At 58.1% G+C, this 19,840-nt stretch carries 16 protein-coding genes; 11 read left to right on the forward strand and 5 right to left on the reverse strand.

All coding sequences use genetic code 11. From position 1 onward, the window contains the following. Nucleotides 1-43: 43 nt before the first annotated feature. The 3 genes from F6S08_RS27140 to F6S08_RS27150 all read left to right on the forward strand — a co-directional run bounded on the left by F6S08_RS27140 (nt 44) and on the right by F6S08_RS27150 (nt 5,043). A complete protein-coding gene (locus F6S08_RS27140; RefSeq protein WP_315872577.1) occupies nt 44-1,159 on the forward strand; it encodes an HD-GYP domain-containing protein in 1,116 nt (371 codons plus the stop codon). A gap of 132 nt (nt 1,160-1,291) precedes the next feature. Further along, complete coding sequence (locus F6S08_RS27145) at nt 1,292-3,454, forward strand: methyl-accepting chemotaxis protein (RefSeq protein WP_315872578.1); 2,163 nt, start codon at nt 1,292-1,294, stop codon at nt 3,452-3,454. Between the two features lie 149 nt (nt 3,455-3,603). Then, on the forward strand, nt 3,604-5,043 hold the full coding sequence (locus F6S08_RS27150) for an ArnT family glycosyltransferase (RefSeq protein WP_315872579.1): 1,440 nt from the start codon (nt 3,604-3,606) through the stop codon (nt 5,041-5,043). 15 nt (nt 5,044-5,058) lie between these two features. Here the strand turns inward: F6S08_RS27150 and F6S08_RS27155 are convergent, their stop codons facing one another. Next, nucleotides 5,059-5,547 (reverse strand): TIGR00645 family protein, encoded by a 489-nt coding sequence (locus tag F6S08_RS27155; protein ID WP_017253710.1) that lies wholly within the window; start codon nt 5,545-5,547, stop codon nt 5,059-5,061. Between the two features lie 164 nt (nt 5,548-5,711). Between F6S08_RS27155 and F6S08_RS27160 the strand changes: the two genes are divergently transcribed. Continuing rightward, nucleotides 5,712-7,535: a hypothetical protein gene (locus tag F6S08_RS27160; protein WP_083221199.1), complete on the forward strand. Its 1,824-nt coding sequence runs from the start codon at nt 5,712-5,714 to the stop codon at nt 7,533-7,535. A gap of 6 nt (nt 7,536-7,541) precedes the next feature. Here F6S08_RS27160 and F6S08_RS27165 read toward each other — a convergent pair whose 3' ends face one another. Continuing rightward, the gene (locus tag F6S08_RS27165; protein WP_027605329.1) at nt 7,542-7,859 is read right to left on the reverse strand and encodes a hypothetical protein; all 318 of its coding nucleotides are present in this window, start codon (nt 7,857-7,859) and stop codon (nt 7,542-7,544) included. Between the two features lie 298 nt (nt 7,860-8,157). Next, the gene (locus tag F6S08_RS27170; RefSeq protein ID WP_065925342.1) at nt 8,158-10,596 is read right to left on the reverse strand and encodes a Lon protease family protein; all 2,439 of its coding nucleotides are present in this window, start codon (nt 10,594-10,596) and stop codon (nt 8,158-8,160) included. 268 nt (nt 10,597-10,864) lie between these two features. On the opposite strand from F6S08_RS27170, the gene F6S08_RS27175 reads away from it, so the two are divergent. From F6S08_RS27175 to F6S08_RS27200, 6 genes are all read left to right on the forward strand, one after another. Beyond that, nucleotides 10,865-11,353: a DUF3015 domain-containing protein gene (locus F6S08_RS27175; protein WP_027605327.1), complete on the forward strand. Its 489-nt coding sequence runs from the start codon at nt 10,865-10,867 to the stop codon at nt 11,351-11,353. Nucleotides 11,354-11,444: 91 nt separating this feature from the next. After that, nucleotides 11,445-13,298: a DUF4105 domain-containing protein gene (locus tag F6S08_RS27180; RefSeq protein ID WP_065947672.1), complete on the forward strand. Its 1,854-nt coding sequence runs from the start codon at nt 11,445-11,447 to the stop codon at nt 13,296-13,298. A gap of 48 nt (nt 13,299-13,346) precedes the next feature. After that, a complete protein-coding gene (locus tag F6S08_RS27185) occupies nt 13,347-13,658 on the forward strand; it encodes a chorismate mutase (RefSeq protein WP_065925344.1) in 312 nt (103 codons plus the stop codon). Nucleotides 13,659-13,894: 236 nt separating this feature from the next. Beyond that, nucleotides 13,895-14,980, forward strand: a complete 1,086-nt coding sequence (locus F6S08_RS27190) for a type I restriction endonuclease (RefSeq protein ID WP_027605324.1) — start codon at nt 13,895-13,897, stop codon at nt 14,978-14,980. A gap of 521 nt (nt 14,981-15,501) precedes the next feature. Further along, the gene (locus F6S08_RS27195; protein ID WP_065925345.1) at nt 15,502-15,858 is read left to right on the forward strand and encodes a hypothetical protein; all 357 of its coding nucleotides are present in this window, start codon (nt 15,502-15,504) and stop codon (nt 15,856-15,858) included. A 70-nt stretch (nt 15,859-15,928) separates the two neighbouring features. Next, a complete protein-coding gene (locus F6S08_RS27200; RefSeq protein ID WP_065925346.1) occupies nt 15,929-16,426 on the forward strand; it encodes a GreA/GreB family elongation factor in 498 nt (165 codons plus the stop codon). Here F6S08_RS27200 and gdhA read toward each other — a convergent pair. Beyond that, complete coding sequence (gdhA, locus tag F6S08_RS27205) at nt 16,423-17,760, reverse strand: NADP-specific glutamate dehydrogenase (protein WP_065938305.1); 1,338 nt, start codon at nt 17,758-17,760, stop codon at nt 16,423-16,425. The two genes, F6S08_RS27200 and gdhA, sit on opposite strands and share 4 nt — an antisense overlap. Before the next feature lie 576 nt (nt 17,761-18,336). After that, nucleotides 18,337-19,284: an aromatic alcohol reductase gene (locus tag F6S08_RS27210; protein ID WP_003173940.1), complete on the reverse strand. Its 948-nt coding sequence runs from the start codon at nt 19,282-19,284 to the stop codon at nt 18,337-18,339. Nucleotides 19,285-19,380: 96 nt separating this feature from the next. On the opposite strand from F6S08_RS27210, the gene F6S08_RS27215 reads away from it, so the two are divergent. Next, complete coding sequence (locus F6S08_RS27215; RefSeq protein ID WP_003429427.1) at nt 19,381-19,839, forward strand: winged helix-turn-helix transcriptional regulator; 459 nt, start codon at nt 19,381-19,383, stop codon at nt 19,837-19,839. Nucleotide 19,840 lies beyond the last annotated feature (1 nt).

Consider the following 19,840-nt stretch of genomic DNA (forward strand, 5'->3'; position numbering starts at 1 on the left):
CTGATGAGACACGTATAAGAAGAACATCAACAGAGGGCATACCATGTTGAAGTGCAATGAACTCAATCTGCAGGCGCCTGACGGCGAGGCAAAGCCCTTCTGGCGGGACGGTGCACCCTCAGAGGGGCCGTGCGCCCTGGGCTGCGGCACCCAGCCTGCCACCCAGGCCCCGACAGCTGCGCCAGCCGTTCCCGTCGTCCCCAGATCCATGCAAGACGAGTTGGTCGCCGCACAGGAAATCTGTAGCCGCGCCAAGACCGCCGTTGTCGAAATGTTCGGCCATGCCCGCATGGGCCGGGCCCTGGAGCTTGAAGACGTCAGTGCACTGGTGGACGACATTTCGAGCTCGATCGCCCGCCATCCCAACGCCTTTATCAGCCTGGCACGCCTTAAAAGCATCGACGACTACACCTACATGCATTCGGTCGCCGTGTGTGCGTTGATGATTGCCCTGGGCAATCAATTGGGCCTGTCCTCCGCACTGATTCGTCGGGTCGGGATGGCCGGGTTGCTGCACGACATCGGCAAAATGGCCATACCAGGTGCCATCCTCAACAAGCCTGGCCGGTTGAGCAGTGACGAATTGCAGTTGGTGCGCACCCATCCACTGGAGGGGGAGAAAACCCTGCTGGCGGCCTCGCAGATGTGCGAAATGGTCGTGGATGTGTGCCTGCATCACCACGAAAAGTTCGACGGTACCGGCTACCCCCATCAATTGGCGGGTGACCAGATAAGCCTGATGGCCCGGATGGCTGCGGTATGCGATGTCTACGATGCAATCACCTCGGACCGTTCCTACAACCAGGGCTGGGACCCCGCCGTCGCCATCCAGCAAATGTCCACATGGGACGGACACTTTGATGACGAGGTATTTCGTGCGTTTTTGAAGTCCGTGGGTATTTACCCGATCGGTTCTATCGTTCAATTGAAAAGTGGCAGTATCGGCGTAGTCATAGAACAACATCCTGATTCTTTATTGACGCCAAAAATAAAAGTGTTTTTCCTGCCCGTTCTGAATATCTATGTAACGCCGAAAATAATAGACCTGAGTGATCCCGCACAACCCGACCGGATTGTCGCGAGGGTGCCGCACCAGCGTTACGGTTTTAAAAACACCGACCGTTTATGGCTCGATGAAGAGACGCCCAAAGAGCACTAAGCAACACCCAGCGCTGTACCGCATGTATATGCCTAAGCAGCCAATGATAAAACACTATGCCTTGTGCAAAGAAAGTACCGGAATGTCGACATTCGATGATGTTGGCGACTATTAGCCTGGGCAGGAAATATCATGAAATTCAACTCATTGCAGACTCGAATTTGCTTCACCGCCGGACTCTGCCTGTTTATCTCATGTGCGAGTTTGGTGTCATATGGTTTGTACTCCTCGAACGCCAATCAGGCCTATGTAGGCACGGAAGTTTCAACCCTGATTGAAAGCGCCACCATCCGCGAAGTGCAAAACCTGGCTGAGTCGCGTGCCAATGCCATCCAGGCAAAACTGCAGAACGCCTTGGACTCGGCACGCACAATGGCCAATACCCTGGGAGCAAGTAAAAGTGCCCAGAGCCCGCTGAGCCTGGGCCGCGAGCAGATCAATACGATGCTGCTCAGCGTGCTCAAGGACAACCCCGACTTCAACGGCACGTATTCATGCTGGGAGCCGGACGCGCTGGACGGCCAGGACCAAGCCTTTCGTATCAATGAAGGCGGTAACAACCCGTTGACGGGCCGTTTCACACCTTACTGGACACGCAGTTCAGACGGCCATATCGCCGTGCAACCGCTGGTTGAGTACGATTCCGATGCCCGCCACCCCAATGGTGTGCTGAAGGGCGGCTGGTATTCCGGCCCGCGGGACACCCAGAAAGAAAGCGTGCTGGACCCACTTCCCTACGTGGTGCAAGGCAAAAATGTGTGGTTGACCACGCTGTCGGTACCTATCACCGCCAATGGCAAGTTCTACGGCGTGGTCGGTGCAGACTTCGACATTTCGTTTATCCAGAAACTCAGCGAGCAAATGTCCGCCGACCTGTATGGCGGCAAAGGCTCCGTGTCGATCCTGAGCAATCAAGGGTTGGTGGTGGCCGACAGTAAACGCCCGGAACTCATTGGCCAGTCATTGAAAGCGTTGTTGCCCGGCTCTTGGGAGAACGTGTTGAGCAATGTACAGAAGGGTCAGGGAGACAGCCGGTTCAACCCGGATTCCCAGGAAATCGAAGTGCAGATGCCGATCAACCTGGGCCGCACCGGCAAGCCCTGGGCGATCGTGATCCATCTGCCCAAGGCGGTGGTCATGAGCCAGGCCATTGCCCTGGAGCAGGAACTGCAGTCACGCGGCGTCAAGAGCAGCATCTGGCAGGTCTCGGTCGGCGTGGGTATCTCCTTGCTGGCATTGCTGGCGCTGTGGTTCGCCACGGCGAAAATCGTCGGTCCGATTCGTGAAGCCGCCGCCCTGGCCGCCAACATCAGCCTGGGTGATTTCTCGCGTCGGCTGGTGCAAAAATCTGAAGATGAAGTGGGCCAGTTGTCCTTTGCCTTGAACGATATGTCGGAAAGCCTGCAACGCCAGGTGCGCGTGGCCGAGCGAATTTCCGAAGGGGACCTGGATCTGGAAGTGCGCCTGTCCTCGCCCAATGACACCCTGGGCAAGTCGTTGGAAAAAATGGTCGGCAACCTGAACACCTTGATTTCCCAGGTGCAGGCCAGCGCCACGCAAATCACCGGCAGTTCCGCGCAGGTCACCGAGTTGAGCCAGTCGCTGTCCGACGGCGCGTCCAATTCTGCCTCGTCCATCACTGAAATCAGTGCGGTGATGACCCAGATGGCAGCGCAAACCACCGACAACGCCGCCAATGCGAAAAAGGCCGACGAGCAATCCCAGGCTTCCCGCGCCGACGCCGGGGAAAGTGACAAGTTGATGAGTGAATTGATCGCCGCCATGGCGGAGATCGACAACTCGGGCAAAGACATCACGGCCATTATCACCACCATCGACAACATCGCCGCTCAAACCAATCTGCTGGCGCTGAACGCGGCCATCGAGGCCGCCCGTGCCGGCGAACTGGGCCGTGGCTTTGCAGTGGTCGCCGATGAGGTCAGGAGCCTCGCCGCCCGCAGCGCCGAAGCCGCCCAGCAAACCGCCGCGCTGATTGCAGATTCCTCGACCAAGACCCAGCGCGGCATGATCATCGCCGGCCGCACAGCCGACTCGTTGAGAAATATCGTTACTGGCACCAGCACGGTGTCCAGCCTGGTGTCGTTGATCTACCAAGCCTCCAGTGAACAGGCTTCCGGCCTGCAGCAGGCGAGCATCGGCCTGGAGCAGATCGACGAAGTCACCCAGCAGAATCAGGTCAACTCCCAACAATGCGCGGTGGCGGCCAAGAACCTGTCGGAACGGGCCAGTTCCATGCAACAGGGCCTGAGCCGCTTCAAAGTCAAAGCCTCGTAATGCCTCACGCGAAGCCAGGGGGAACATCAACCTCCTGGCCCAGCGATATAAACCCACTCCCATTCATGAAATATTAAGAATCGCCTCCCTATACTCACCGATTGCGAGCCGTTCCCCCGAACGGCCTTCTGCCTCGGTAGCCAGACTCCATGACGCGCCCCGCTCCCCTGCTGCTCCTGCTTGCTGCTCTGTTGTTCTTCTTTGCCCTGGGTAACCACGAACTGCAAGGCTCCACCGAGGCCCGTGTCGCGGGGATCGCCATGGCCATGCACCTGGACAATGACTGGGTCGTGCCGCAACTGTTTCGTGAACCCTTCCTGGAAAAACCGCCCCTGAGCCTGTGGCTGGACGCCGGAGCGATTCGCCTGTTCGGCGGCACGCCTGGGGCGGTCCGCCTGGCCTCGGCATTTGCCGGTCTGTTCAGCGTGATGCTGTTCTATGGAATGCTGCGCAGGTTCGGGCGCCCGAAAACATTGGCCTTCAGTGCGGCGCTGATCCTGGCGACCATGGCCAGCTACTGGAGCAATGTGCGTGGCGTGGGGGAAGACTCACTGCTCAGCCTCGGCGTGACCACCGCGCTGCTGGCGTTCTACCAGGCGATGCGGCCTGAGTCCGAGCGCCAAGGCTCGACGACCTGGGCCTGGGCGCTGTTTACCGCCGGCATGGTGATCGCCACCTTGAGCAAAGGCGTACTGGGCCTGGCGATGCCGGGCATCGTGATTTTCGTGTACCTGGCCAGCACCAGCCTGATGGACAAGCGCCTGCGCCTCGCCGACTGGCTCAAGCCGGCGCTGTTCACCCTGTTGGCATTGGTGCCGCTGATGATCTGGTTGTGCTTCCTGTTCCAGCGCGGCGGGATGCAGGCCGTGGGCGAAGTACTGTGGACCAACAGCGTCGGGCGCTTCAGCGGCTCGTTCGTAGAGGCCGGGCATTACGAGCCGTTCTACTACTACATCGCCAAGCTGCCCGAGGCCTTCCTGCCGTGGAACATCCTGGTGTACCTGGGCCTGTGGCACTTCCGGAAAAGCCTGGTGCGTAACCGCTACCGCCTGTTTTTCAGCGTATGGCTGGTGGCGCAATTCACCCTGCTGACGCTGGCCTCAAGCAAGCGCACGGTTTACTTGATGGCCCTGACACCGGCCGCCGCCGTACTGGCCGCCGAATACGCCCGGGTGTTGCTGGAATGGCTCAAGGACCACAAGCCGGCGCTGTACCGCTACCACCGGCATGTGATCGGCGGCGTCTTCAGCCTGCTCATCGCCTGCTATCTGGTGACCGCATTCTGGTTCGCGCCAAAAGCTGACGCGCGCCAGTCATTCGTACCGGTGATCAGTCAGGTCCAGGCACTGCAGGCGCAAGGCAAGGAAGTCGCGCTGTTCCAGCCCAACGAGCGGATCGCGGGGGCCGGCGTGTTCTATATGAAGAGTTACCTGAGGATCCTGCAGACGGAACCCGAACTGCACAGCTACCTTGCGGCCCAGCCCGGCAACGTTGCGCTGCTGGACCATACCAACGACTTGACCACCAAGGTCACGGTGATCAAGGAGATGGCCATCAACCGCCAGCCCTACTACTTCATCGAGCAGTAAGGCCAGCGCGGGGCATCAGTGCTTGGTGACCTTGTCCAGGTAACCCATGGCGAACGCCGAGATCACGAAGGTCATGTGAATGATCACGTACCACATCAGGTGTTGCGGATCGACGTTCTTGGCGTCCATGAAGATGCGCAGCAAGTGGATGGAGGAAATCGCCACGATGGAGGCCGCCACTTTCATCTTCAGCGACGAAGAGTCCATGGTGCCCAGCCAGTTGAGCTTTTCCTTGTTTTCATCGATGTCCAGCTGCGAGACAAAGTTCTCGTAGCCGGAAATCATCACCATCACCAGCAAGCCGCCGACCAGGGCCATGTCGATCAACGACAGCAGCACCAGGATCAGCTCGGACTCGGCCATCGAGAACACGCTCGGCAGCAGGTGAATCACTTCCTGGAAGAATTTCAACGCCAGCGCCAGCAACCCGAGGGACAGGCCGAAATAGATAGGCGCCAGCAGCCAGCGCGAGGCGTACATAGCATTTTCGATAAAGCGTTCCATTGGATCTCACACAGCATGGCTAGAAATGGCGGCGAGTATACCAGCCGCTATAAGACACCTGTAACCACGAGAAAACTGACCTGGGCGGCATCTGTAAGAGAATTTTTCTGCTAGTGTCGAGCCCAATAACTCGGCTCGATGACGTCGGACAGGAAAAAACTCAGATGATGGATGTGCGATCCCCTTTGGCCAGCGTTGGCCTGTGCGCCGCCTTGTTGCTGGCCGGCGGCTGTTCCCCAAGCGATGAGCAGAAACAGGCCACCCTCGAAGAGAAAACCGCGAAGTTCGAGCAGTCCCTCGACAGCATCCAGGATCCGAAACTGCGCGACGCCATTGCCGACCTCGGCGGCTCGCTGCTGCTGCTGGAACGGGCGCGGGTCAAGCTCGCCACCAAGCCCATCGAGGCCGAATACGGCGAGGACACCCTCGCGCTGCTCAAGCACTACCCCACGCCGCAAGGGCTGGTGGACACCTACATCAATGGCTTGTTCGTACTGCGCAAAGCCTCACATTCCGACTACCTGACCGATCTGCAGCCGGTCTTCCCATTCAACTTCAATGTGCCGGACCAGTTCCCCTTCCCCCACGGCCTGGAATGGCAGTCCGTCACCTTGAGCAACAACAAGGTCGTGCCGTTCCAGCCGGAATGGTCCGAAACCGATCCCGGTATCCAGTTGAGCCCCAGCAGCTCCAACCTGACCAACCCGGATGACCTGACGGTCACCTACCCGTTTATCGATGGCATCGAGACGGAAAACAAAAGCCAGCCGCAACCCGTTCGCCTCAAAGGCGCAGTGGAAGTGATCGCACCGGGCAAAGTGCTGACCTTCGACTTGTCGAAAAAGGACGTGGGCCACAAACGCACCGAAGGCAATATCACCGTCAACCTGCTGCTCCTGGAAAAGAACTACGCCGAAATCGAACTGACCAACAGCCAACCACTGGCACCTGAGGTGGGTGACGAATCGCCTAACCCCTTGCTGGTACAGGCGCGGGACAGCACCGGGCAATTCCTCACACGCTCGGGTTCGATCAACGAAAGCAGCGCACAAGTCGAGTTCTACCAGAAGCAGTTGGCCGAGATGCAAAAACAGAAGGCCTGGTCCGATGGGTTTGAAAAGCAACTGGTTGATGAGCAGAAAGCCTTCGAACACAAGCAGAGCAGCCATTACGCCAAGGTCTATTTCAATGGCCTGATCGACACCCTGCAGATCAATGTGCTGGATTTCTCCACGGCCACGGTCACCCGCAAGGACCTGGACCTGCCGGTCCTGCGCTTCGACAAGAACAGCCTGGAAAAAACCGTACAAGCCTTGCCCATGCCGGTCACCGTGTACGACGACGGCGCCGCCAGCTGGCTCAAGGACGCCTCGTTGACCGAGGAACAACTGAAGAACAGCGTCACCATCAGCCAGTCCGTCGAAGACGCCAGCGCCGCCCATATCGTGTTCGACCACCCATTCACCTTCAATGACGACTTGGTGGGCAGCGAGCGCAACAGCAGCGAATCACCGGTGACGTTCTTCACTGCCGATGAGAAAGGTGAACGCGGCGAGCCCATCGAATTGCCGACCGAGGCGTATGAATTGAACCCGGCCCGCGGCACCCTCACCTACGACCTCAACCTGTTCCCGGAAAACCCGGCGTTTGTGGTGGGTTCGATCCCACTGTTCCTGGCGACTATCGAGAAAGGCGACATCGATGCGGCCAAGCTGCCCAAGGGGTTGTCGCTCAAAGACAACGCACTGATCGTCGACCAAAAGGAGTTCCCGGCCGACAGCTGGCGCTTCTATGCCAAGGACGCCAGCGGCAACTACCTCAAGGAAATCCTCGGCGTCAGCCATCGCGCCGAGGAATACGGCACGGCCTTGTTTGACGTGCATTACTTCTACGGCCAGCCGACGGCACTGGAAAGCTACCAGCGCACCGACCTGAGTACCGTGCAATACGGCTTTGAGGTCAAGCTGGACAAACCCGAGAGCAAATAACCGCGCCTACAGCGCCAGTTGCTCATGGCTGCCATTGAGCTGCCGCAGATGGGCCTGCATGTGCAGGCACCAGATCTGCGGGTCACCCGCCAGCTCATAGCCGTGCAGGGTCAGGCTGTCGACGATCGATTGCAGCATGCTTTCTGCCACGAAGGGCCCATGAAACGGGCCCTGGGACTTGATTGTGGAAGGCTGCTCACCCGTCATTCCGGCGGCAAACAACAAGGTCCACATCCCGTTATCCCCCGCGAGCGGGCGAACGGAACATTCGATTCGGGTAACCAGGCCGAAGCACTGGCGGGTAAGGCAAAGGTTGCGCGGCATGGCGGCGACCCTCGGTAGATCGGTGTTCAGCCTCAACCTATGGCGAGGCTGTTTCTATCCAGCGACTCCTGTGGATATCCCTACGCTCAGAATAGAATAAAAACACGACAAACCAAGGCTGTAGGGACCAACGGGCGTTGGCCCCTCGGAAGGACGTCAATTTAGTGACGCAACCAGATCCAAATGTGGGAGGGGGCTTGCTCCCGATGCAGTGTGCCAGTCGACATCTACATGACTGACCTATCGCAATCGGGAGCAAGCCCCCTCCCACATGTTTGATCCGGCCTGGCCTCAGAACTCAGGTGGGCTTGGCTTCGGCCAGCGCCTGCTGCGCCAGCTCCTTCTCCGCTTCCTTCAGGTCTTCCTCGCTGATCATCTCGGCAATCGCGCGCAAGCGCTCGACCACGCGGGCATTGACCGTGCCTTCCGGGAACTGCCCCTCGGCGTCCGGCTCACCGGCATCCTCGCCCACCAGAAGGCTCAATGCCTCGTCGGCCTGCCGCACCGCATAGATGTGGAATTGCCCGGCGCGCACGGCCTGCAACACCTTCTCATCCAGCATCAACGTGGCCACGTTGGCCTGGGGAATGATCGCCCCTTGCTCGCCGGTCAGACCGCGGGCTTCGCACAGGCGGAAGAAGCCTTCGATCTTCTCGTTGACCCCGCCCACGGCCTGCACTTCACCAAACTGGTTGATCGAACCGGTGATCGCAAAGCACTGCTTGAGCGGCGTCTTCGACAAGGCCGAGATCAACGTGCAGGCCTCGCCCAGGGACGCGCTGTCACCGTCCACGTAACCGTAGGACTGTTCCAGCGCGATACTCGCCGAGATCGCCAGCGGAAATTCCTGGGCATAGCGGCTGCCCAGGTAACCGGTGAGAATCATCACGCCTTTGGAGTGAATCGGCTGCCCGAGGTTAACTTCACGCTCGATGTCGACGATTCCGCTGCCGCCCGGGTACACCGTGGCGGAAATCCGCGCCGGCACACCGAACGCCGAGTCACCGACCTCCAGCACGGTCAGCCCGTTGCACTTGCCGACCGCCGCGCCGGCGGTGTCGATCAGGATCACCCCGGCGAGCATATCGTCGAGAATCCGCGCCGACACACGCCCGGTGCGCGTGGCCTTGGCCTTCAGCGCACGCTCGATATGGCCGGCATCGGTCATCTCATCGCCCGCCAGGTGCCGGATAAAGTCCGCTTCGCTGACCAGCTGGAACAAATCCCCAATACGCGCCGACAAACGGCCCTGGTGCTCCGCCAGCCGTGCGCTGTAGGTGGCCAGCCGCGCCACCGCGTCCGAAGTCAGCGGCGCCATGCCTTCTTCCGAAGTGCGGGTCTTGAGCAACTGGGCGAACTGCTCCAGGCTCTCGTCCACCATCGGAATATCTTCGTCGAAATCCACCAGCACCCGGAACATCTCCTGGAAGTCCGGATCGGCGTCCTGCAGCGCGTAATACAACTGGCGCGAACCGATGATGATGACCTTGACCTGCAATGGGATCATCTGCGGGTTAAGGGTCACGGTGGCCAGGCGGCCCAGTTCGCCCAGGGGCGATTCCATCTTCAGCTTGCGCGACTGCAAGGAACGCTTGAGGGCGTCCCACACAAACGGCTCGCTGAGCATCTTCTCGGCTTCAAGAATCAGGAACCCGCCGTTGGCACGGTGCAAAGCGCCCGGGCGCAACTGGCGATAGGTGGTGTACAGCGCGCCCTGGTCGGTGCTGTATTCGATACGGCCGAACAGGTTGTCGTAGGTCGGGTGCGGTTCAAACACCACCGGCGCGCCACCGTTGACCGGATGGCCCACCACCAGGCTCGGGCAGTATTGCTCTTCGAGCAGCTTGCGGGCCTGGGCGTCGGTCTTGGCGTCGTCCACCAGTTGCTCGACCACGGTTTTCAGCAGGTACACCTGCATGGCCTGCAGGTAACCGCAGACACCGGCGTTCTCCGCGTACTTTTCCGACAGCGGTGCGAGCAAAGGCTGCAAGGCCAGGGTGATGGTTTCTTCGTTGAACTGACGCAGTTGGTTATTGGACTCGCGCTTCCACTGGGGCAGGCTGGCCAACTCCTCGTTGAGGCGTTCTTCCAGCTCGGAAATATCCGTGTGGAAACGCTCGCGATCCACTTCCGGCAGCTGGGAGAACTCGGCCTCATCCAGGGCCTTGCCGTCGAGCATCGGGGTGAAGGCGATGTTGGAACTGTCGCGGTACAGCGCCACGTCCTTTTCCAGGGCCAGGCGCTCGATCACGTCCAGGGCCTTGTCATAGCGCTGGTTGAAAGCGCGGTCGATGGCACTCTTGCGCTGTTGATAAGTCGGGTGTTCGAACACCGCCGGGAAGGTCGCGACGAGGTTGTCGACCAGGCCATTGATATCGGCAATGAACGCCGCCGCACCGCCGCCTGGCAATTCCAGGGCGCGGGGTTCGCGAGGCTCGTCAAAATTATTCACATAGACCCAGTCCGCCGGGGTCTGCAGGCGCTTGCCCTCGGCTTTCAGGTAGCGTTTGACGAACGAAAAGCGGCCGGTACCCGGCTCGCCCATGACAAATACGTTGTAGCCGGGGCGCGGCATGGCCACGCCGAACTGCAACGCTTCAACCGCACGTTCCTGGCCAAGCACACCGCGAAAGGGCTCCAAATCATTGGTGGTCGAGAAGCTGAACTGTTCAGCGGAGAAAGGGCGAGTCAGCGCTTCGGGCGCTAGACGCAAGCTGGCAGCAACAGGATCAGGCATCGGGCTTCCTTACATCAGGCGGGGCAGATGACGGCATTCTGGCTCCCTGTTGCGCGCTCTGGCAAGGCGCGCCGTTGGGAAACCCTGGACACGGGAGGCGCCCTGCAAAAAAAATCGCGACATTGCTGATTGTTTTATAAAAACACACGGAACCCTTGGAACGTGCCTAAACTCCAAACTGCGCGGGTTGGACTAATAACCGATCCCGAGGGCGCTATGAAGTGCCTGAACCCTTGTCCATTGGTTTGCACACAAAGAGAACAAAGCTATGAAACGGATCCTTCTCGGTACTCTCTTCACCGTCGTCTCCCTCAATGCAATGGCTGAAGCACCAGGTGGCCCGAACTGCGGTTGGGGCAACATGTTGTTCGAAGGCCAGCGCGGTACTCCAGCTCACTTCCTGGCTTCCACCACCAACGGTACTTCGGGTAACGCCACCTTCGGCATGACCTCGGGCACCAACGGTTGCAGCACCAACAGCGCGCTGACCTACGGCGGCAAGTCCTGGATTGCCATGAATGGCATGATGAACGAGCTGTCCGAAGACATGGCCAAGGGTAATGGCGAAGCACTGACCACCTACGCCGTGGTACTGGGCGTTGCTCCGGAAGATCGCGAGCACTTCGCTGCCGTGGCTCACGAACACTTCCAGCAAATCTTCAGCAAGGCCGATGTGACCGCTGAAGACGTGCACAACAACACCCTGGCTGTACTGAAAGGCGATGCCCGTCTGGCGAAATACGCTACCCAGGCTTAAGCTCGTCCTGCCCGCGCCTACCCAGGCGCGGGTTTTATTTTTGGACCCGCCTCTCCTTGGGTCTCTCTAATTTCCGACTTAAGTTGCCCCTATGCTCAAACGCTTTGCCTGGATGGCACTCTTTGCCTGCGCCCCGCTGTACGCGGCACCGCATCTTGATGATCAACGTTTGCAGCAATTGGCCAATGATCCGTTCTGGCTTTCTCTGGGCCATTACGAAGCCGGCAAAATCAGTGGCTGGCGCAGCTATGTCAGTGAAAAGAAATTCTTCCTCGCCGCCGATGGCGCCCACCACCCGGATGCAGAACTCAAGGCCACCGTTGAAGCGCTTTACGCTCCGGCCAGCCTGGGTGAAAAACACGCTCAATGCGTTTACCCCGCACGTACCCGCTGGCTCAAGGATCAGTTGCACCTCACTGACCTGCCCGCCGTGGACTGCAAGGAATTCAAGCAATGGTTCAAGGACGTCGCGCCCCATAGCGCGGTGATGATCTTCCCGGCGGCCTACCTCAACAGTCCGTCGTCGATGTTCGGCCATACCCTGTTGCGTATCGACCAGGCCGACGTGCAGAGCAACAAGACTGCGCTGCTCAGCTACGCGATCAACTTCGGCGCCTACATCGAAGGCTCGGACAACAGCATCCTCTACGCATGGAAAGGCCTGATGGGCGGCTACCCCGGCCTGTTCGCCCTGGTGCCCTACCAGGAAAAACTCTCCGAATACCGCAGCCTCGAAAACCGCGACCTGTGGGAATACCGCCTCAACCTCACCCAGGTCGAGACCGAGCGCATGGTCGAGCACGTGTGGGAGCTCAAGCAGATTCAGTTCGACTACTTCTTCTTCGATGAAAACTGCTCCTATCGCCTGTTGGAACTGCTGCAAGTGGCGCGCCCCGGCCTGCGCCTGACCGAGCAATTCCCGCTTACCGCGATCCCCACCGACACGGTCAAGGCCGTGAAGGATGCGGGACTGGTGGAAAAGATCGACTACCGCCCCTCCCGCGAGCGCGAGTTGCTGGAGCGTGCCAAGCCGCTGAACAGCGACGAGCAACAATGGGTACTGAAGGTCAGCGACGACCAGCAACAACTGCAGGAACCGGCCTTTAAAGCGTTGCCTCGCGACCGCCAGGCCCTGATCATCGACGCCGCCTACCGCCTGGGCCGCTACCGTGCCAATGGCCTCGAGCGCGACACCGCGCGCTCCCAACGCAGCTTCGAACTGCTGCGCGCGATCAACCAGAACCCCGCGCCCGACCTGACGATCACGCCCCCCGGCCTGCCCGAAAACGGCCATGAGTCCCGCACCTGGCAAGCCGGCATCGGCACCCGTGGCGACAAGGCCTTCGGCGAATACGGCCTGCGCATGGCCTACCACGACCTCAACGACAACGCCGAAGGCTTCCCCCTCGGCGCCCAGATCGAAATCCTGCAAATGAAACTGCGCCAGTACGAAGGCAACCACTGGCAACTGCAGCAACTGGACCTGGCCACCATCCGCTCCCTGACCCCGCGCAACGCCTTGCTGCAGCCGTGGTCCTGGCAAGTCACCGGTGGCCTGGAGCGGGTGCCCGGTAAACACGACGACGACACCCTGGTCGCCCACGTCAACGGCGGCGCCGGCGGCACCTGGCAACTGCGCGACGACATGCTCGGCTTCGCCCTCGGCACCGTGCGTGTGGAACACAACAACGACTTCAACGAAGCCATCTCCCCCGCTGCCGGGTTCAATACCGGCGTGCTGTGGAAAAACCCCCTGGGCAACTTGAGCCTGGAGGCTAAAGGAGACTTCTTCACCAATGGCGAGGTACGTCGCAGCCTCAGCCTGAACCAGCAGTGGGAACTGTCCCGCAACCTCGGCCTGCGCCTGAGTGCACAGCGCGAGTACAGCCACTTGTCGACGCCGGTGAATGAAGTGATGCTTGAGGTGAAGTGGTATCACTACTGACTAACACCTTTTGTCAGCATTGCCCGCACAATCAGGAGTTCACTCGACATGGCCGTTACCTGCACCACCCTTGAAGAAGTTCGAAACAACATCGACCGCCTCGACCAGCAAATCGTCACCCTGCTGGCCGAACGCGGCCGCTACGTCTCCCAGGCGGCACGCTTCAAAAAAGATACCGATGGCGTCAAGGCCCCGCAGCGGGTCGAGCAGGTGATCGCCAAGGTGCGGGATCTGGCGCAGACCGTGGGTGCCAACCCCGAGGTGACCGAGCAGGTCTATCGCGCAATGATCGCGGCGTTTATCCAGCAGGAATTGGCGGAACATTCAGTCCTGACGAAAGCAGGAAAGCCACAAACCTAATTCATAAAACTGACCTGCTCAGAATTTTCAAACTTTTGCCTGCAAGTACAAATTACTATTCGGCTTCCAACCTATTGATAAATAGGCAGGAAATTTCCGACAATTTTTTAGCTTTTTTCAGTCGAAACAAACTGTCTCTCACTCCATTTTCTTTGTGAGGATTTGTGTCTAGTATCGAATGGCAGTCAATTTGCCATCACATCTATACACGGATTCGAATAGGGTAAGAGGCTTATATGGAATTTTTTGAAAAGCTCACCAATCTGGCAGCAAAAGTTCGGTTGCAAGGCCCCGCCATCCAAACAGAAGAAGCAACAAAAAACGCTTTCGTAATGCCTTTTATCAACACGGTTTTGGGTTACGACGTGTTTGATCCACAGGAGGTAACGCCTGAGTTTGTCTGCGACATAGGGACAAAAAAAGGCGAAAAAATCGACTACGCGATTATGAAAAACGGAGAGGTTCAAATACTCATCGAATGCAAAAAAATCGGCGAGTCATTGAGCATTAATCACGCATCACAGCTGTTTCGATACTTTCACGTCACAAGCGCAAGAATCTCAATTCTCACGAACGGCCAGGTCTACAGGTTTTTCACCGACCTGGATGCACCTAATAAAATGGACGAAAAACCATTTTTAGAATTAGATTTGCTGGACATTGATGAGTACTCCGTACCGGAGCTGATAAAGCTTACAAAGTCGGCCTTTGATGTCGACTCAATCATCAATGCTGCGGGGGAGTTGAAATACGTCAGCCAGCTAAAGAAGCTTATTGGCGCCCAAGTCAGTAAACCTGAAGACGACTTCGTGAAATTTTTCGCATCCCGCGTTTACGAGGGAGCAATCACGCAGAAAGTCCGTGAGCAATTTTTCGAACTGACACGAAAAGCGTTAGCTCAGTTTCTGAATGACCAAATCAATGACCGGCTCAAGTCAGCTATGAGCGGCGCCATTCAGCCGACGGTAGCGTCACTGACGATGGCGAACAGCACAAATGTCGACATTCAGGATCGAGACGAGTCAGAAGATAAAATCCTGACAACGCTTGAAGAGCTTGAGGGCTATCACATCGTTCGGGCTGTCGTCCGCTCCGTTGTCGATGCCAAAAGAATCGTTCAACGAGACACCCAAAGTTATTTTGGCATCCTGCTGGACGACAACAATCGTAAACCGATTTGTCGCCTTCACTTCAACAGAAGTCAGAAATACCTCGGAATATTCGACGAGGAGAAAAATGAGACTCGGCATGCTATCTCATCCATTGATGAGATTTATGAGTACGCCGATCAGTTGAAAAGGACCGTGGGCTATTACGCCTGAAGGCCAGATTAGATCGAGCAACACTTATTCAATACGAGTGAAATCTGTGGCGAGCGGGCTTGTCCCGCGTTGGGGTGCGAAGCGCCCCTGATGAAGACAAATGTGTGTATCAGACACTCCTCTGCGCCTGGTTTTGGGGCTGCTGCGCAGCCCAACGCGGGACAAGCCCGCTCACCACAAGAATGCGCTTGCCTGAAATTATTTATGCAAGACTCAAGACTTTAGTGTGAAATTTTAACTCTTTAAAATCAGTGAGTTATTTTAAGTTTGATAAGAGCTTGCTTCCGCTGGGCTGCGCAGCAGCCACCGAACCAAGCGAAGCGTTCCTACCGAAAAAATATCCACCGTCAGCATTGGGGCAGCTTTGCGGTCCTACGGAAGCCAGCGCCCTCGCCACAGTTTCAGTGCCCACCGCTCGATCTCATCGTGCTCCACACCTTTCTCACACCCCTTTCACGCCTCCCCGACAAATCCCTATCTAGACTTCCCCTATCAGCCGTGAAACGGCCAGGGAGCAAGCAATGTGGCGGTATGCAGTAATGCTGTGTGCGGTGGTGTGGCTATCGGGTTGCCAGTCAACCCATCAGGAATTGCTGGCTCGGGGCTATCCGCCCGCCTTTGCCGATGGTTTTGACGATGGGTGCAGCAGCGGCCGCCAGGCGGCGGGGGTGATCACCGGGGTGTTTCGCAAAAACGTGCCGCGTTACCTGAAAGACCGGGTCTACGCCGAAGGCTGGGAGGATGGTTTTCGCCAGTGCAAGGCCATGCACGAGAACGAGGAGCTGCGCGACTACAAGGACAATCACTGGGATGACCGTGAACGCGCCTGGCAACAGGAGAAGAACCGGGATGCTGCGCGGGCCTATCGCTCGCAATAGGTCGCTTTCAGACATTCATCGAAACTAAAGCGCGGCGAACATGGCCCAAGCTCCATAGAGGGAGAACGTCATGAGCCGAGCTTTTGTAAATGAGGACAACGCCGCCGCCCAGGCAGATCAGCCGGTGGAGCGCCAGGTCAGTGAGCAGCCCAATCGCCTGACCGCGCAAGGGTTGGCGCAATTGCAGGCCAAGGTTACGCAGCTACAAGCCGCGCACAGCGCCGAGTCCGCCAAGGGCGAACAGGCCGATAAGCAGCGCCAGGCCGACCTTGAGCGGGATTTGCGCTACTTCAACCAGCGCGTGCAAAGCGCCCAGGTGGTGGCGCCCGCTACGTCTACCGACAAGGTGCAGATCGGCAACTGGGTGACGTTCGCCAATGAGCATGACGAGCAGCAGCGCATTCAATTGGTCGGGGAAGACCAGGCCGATGCCGGCGCCGGCCTGATCAACTGGGGCTCGCCCCTGGGCCGTGCCTTGCTGGGCGCCCAGGTGGGGGACGAGGTACTGTGGAAGCGCCCCGTCGGCGACCAGTTGATCGAAGTGCTGCGCATCGAGGCCGAGGCCTAGACGATGCCTTGGGCCAGCATCGCGTCGGCAACCTTGACGAAGCCCGCAATGTTCGCGCCCTTCACGTAGTTGATCCGACCGTTCTCTTCACCGTAGTGCACACAGGCATGGTGGATCGACTGCATGATGTTGTGCAGCTTGCTGTCCACTTCACCGGCGGTCCACAACAGGCGCATGGCGTTCTGCGACATCTCCAGGCCGCTTACGGCGACGCCGCCGGCATTCGATGCCTTGCCCGGCGCAAACAGGATGCCCGCCTCGATAAAGATATCCACAGCCTCAAGGGTGGTCGGCATGTTGGCGCCTTCGGCCACGCAGATGCAGCCGTTGCGCAGCAGCGTGCGGGCCGCTTCGGCGTCGAGTTCGTTCTGGGTAGCGCATGGCAGGGCAATGTCGCAGGCCAGCTCCCAAGGGGTTTTGCCGGCGCGGAACTCCAGGCCGTAACGGCCGGCCAGTTCGCTGATGCGCCCGCGCTGCACGTTTTTCAGCTCCAGCAGCGCCGACCATTGTTCCTCGGTCAAGCCGCTTTCGGCGTAGAGCGTGCCTTCGGAGTCAGACAGGGAAATCACCTTGCCGCCCAGGTCCATGACCTTGCGCGCCGCGTATTGGGCGACGTTGCCGGAGCCGGAGACCGCGACACGCTTGCCTTCCACTCGCAGGCCGTCGCGCTTGAGCATTTCTTCGGCGAAGTACACACACCCGAACCCGGTGGCTTCCGGGCGGATCAGGCTGCCGCCGTAGGTCATGCCCTTGCCGGTCAGCACCGAGGTGAATTGGTTGCTCAGGCGCTTGTACTGGCCAAACAGGAAGCCAATTTCACGGGCGCCCACGCCGATGTCGCCGGCCGGTACGTCCACGTCTGCGCCGATATGGCGGTACAGCTCGCTCATGAACGCCTGGCAGAAGCGCATGACTTCGGCATCGCTCTTGCCTTTGGGATCAAAATCCGAGCCGCCCTTGCCGCCGCCCATGGGCAGCGAAGTCAGGGAATTCTTGAAGGTCTGCTCGAAGGCGAGGAATTTCAGCACCCCCAGGTTTACCGACGGGTGGAAACGCAGGCCGCCCTTGTAGGGGCCGATGGCGCTGTTCATCTGGATACGAAAGCCGCGGTTGACCTGGACCTTGCCGTGATCATCCACCCACGACACCCGAAAGGTAATCGCACGCTCCGGCTCGCAGATGCGCTCCAGGATGCCCGAGGCCAGGTAATGGGGATTGGCTTCAAGAAACGGCCACAGGCTGCGTAGGACTTCTTCTACGGCCTGATGGAATTCCGGCTGGTCAGGGTCGCGTTTTTTCAGGCGGGCAAGGAAGGATTCGACGGATTCGATCATGAGAAGTCTCGGCAAATTGATTGTTTTTAAGTGAGATTGAGCCGGACTTTATCAATTCATGTCGCACCGCGACAGGGCAAAATGTCGCTTTTGTGAATTTAAATGGTGCATTAGATATAAATAAACCCAGGAAATAGGGATTTATCGCACTTAAAAAGTGATTACCCACCCACGGTATGCACCAACAAGGAAACAGCTATCGGGAGCAAGCCCCCTCCCACATTTGAGTTGTGAACACATTCAAAAATGTGGGAGGGGGGGTAAGCGTCCGGCAGACACACCTTGACCACACCATTCTCCCCCGTGCTCCTCAAAACCACGCTCATTTGCAAGGCTTTAGTAAGCGCTTGGTTAAGTCACCGTGGTTCGGAATTCGCGCTTAGAAAACTCAATAGATAGTGAAGTGGGACGCCTCAGACCTCGGCAGATGGTGCGGATAAGATAAAGATTCGGTCGTCTTGGATTACCAGACCCATTCTCCGCGCCTTAGCTTCGGTTATCAGCGCCCATTATCAGACTGAGGAGCTTTTTAGCAGGTCAACTCCGAGCGCGAGAACGTTCGTTCAGCTACTGCCCTTATGCTGATGAGGTTGCCAGATTTGCACGGGCCCACTCCTCAGCGGTCGTGACTTGAGTCGACTGCTGCGCGTTGAAAGTGCCTGCTTTAGGCCAGGCCACGCCTCTGCCCTGGGCGAACACAGCGCGGTACTTCTTGATGTGATGCGTTGGGTCTCTCTCCAATTCTTGGAGCAAGTACGGAACAGTCCACACGTTACGTTTGAACGGGCGACCCAGTACACGTTCGAGGAGGCTCGCAACCTCTCCGTACGTCACTGTATCTCCCGAGAGGTACACAATCTGATCGCGGAAGCGAGGTTCGAAGAAAACAATTTCCGCTGTCAACGCACCAATGTCTTCTGGAGTCGTGAGCGTCACGCTGGTCTCAAGACTGCCTAGCGCGTTCACGGTATCGTTTTCGAAGTCAACCACCTCGAATACTGGCTCGAATAGAAAGCTGGTGAACATACCCGTCGAGATGATTACCCATTCAGTTTTATCCTGGGCGCGAAGCAATTCGCGTACATCAAGCTGAGCATCGAACAGATCTTGAGGACTGCCCCGACCGATTACCTCGAAGTCGACACCAAACTGCCAAGGAAAGTAGCGCTTCACACCGGACTTGAGAGCTGCTGTAGCCAGCTTCATCGGGGTTTCCCGGCCTGCAACCATGCCTGCGCAGCCTATTACGGTATCGAACCGTGCGAACACTTCAGCCAACTGATCGATTGAATTATTCACGAGATCTGCGGCCACCATCTGGATGCCAAGATCTCGAAGCTCATCGATTTCGACCTTTTTCTCGGGCACCTGAGTGTTGATGGTCGAATCCCTGAGCAGGACGCTGATTGTGGAGCCGGGCGCGCGCTTTGCTACTCGCGCAAGATTGCGCAGAACCGGCAGCCCAAGCTCACCGGCGCCTAGAACGAGAATGGATTGGGGGGAAAGCTGGGTCACTTCGGTCATGATTTCTCCTGAGACCTGTTGCCTGTAAGATGAACAAATGCTTGCACGATTAGGCAACGTTCGTAAGAAGGCACACCTGTGATACCAGAGAATGAAATGACCGATCAGGAGGCTCTCAGCCAGGCAGAAACAATTTGCCGAACGCTTAGAGAAGACGATGATGGCGTCAGACGAGAAGTGCTTGCTCACGCAGGTAGCCGCTGGTCGTTAGGTATTCTGCATGCCCTGGGGGTTTACGGCACGATGCGCCATGCCGAAATAAAAAGGCAGATGACTGGGGTGACTCAGCGGATGTTAACCAAGACGCTACGCTCCATGGAGCGGGATGGGCTAGTGGTTCGGCGGGAGTTCGGTGAGATTCCGCCACGTGTCGAGTATGAGCTGACGCCGCTGGGTATGGGACTGTTGATCCGCATGTCACCTATCTGGACTTGGGTTGTCGAGAACGTTGAGGATTTCCGCAAGGCGCGGCGTATTTTCGACAGTCAGGATGACAAAAAACCCGCATGGCAAATACCTCCATCGACACCATTAGATTCAGACGCGTCGGACTGAA

Origin of the sequence: Pseudomonas sp. JV449 (assembly GCF_032424295.1) — a bacterium.
Classification (GTDB): Bacteria; Pseudomonadota; Gammaproteobacteria; order Pseudomonadales; family Pseudomonadaceae; genus Aquipseudomonas; species Aquipseudomonas marginalis.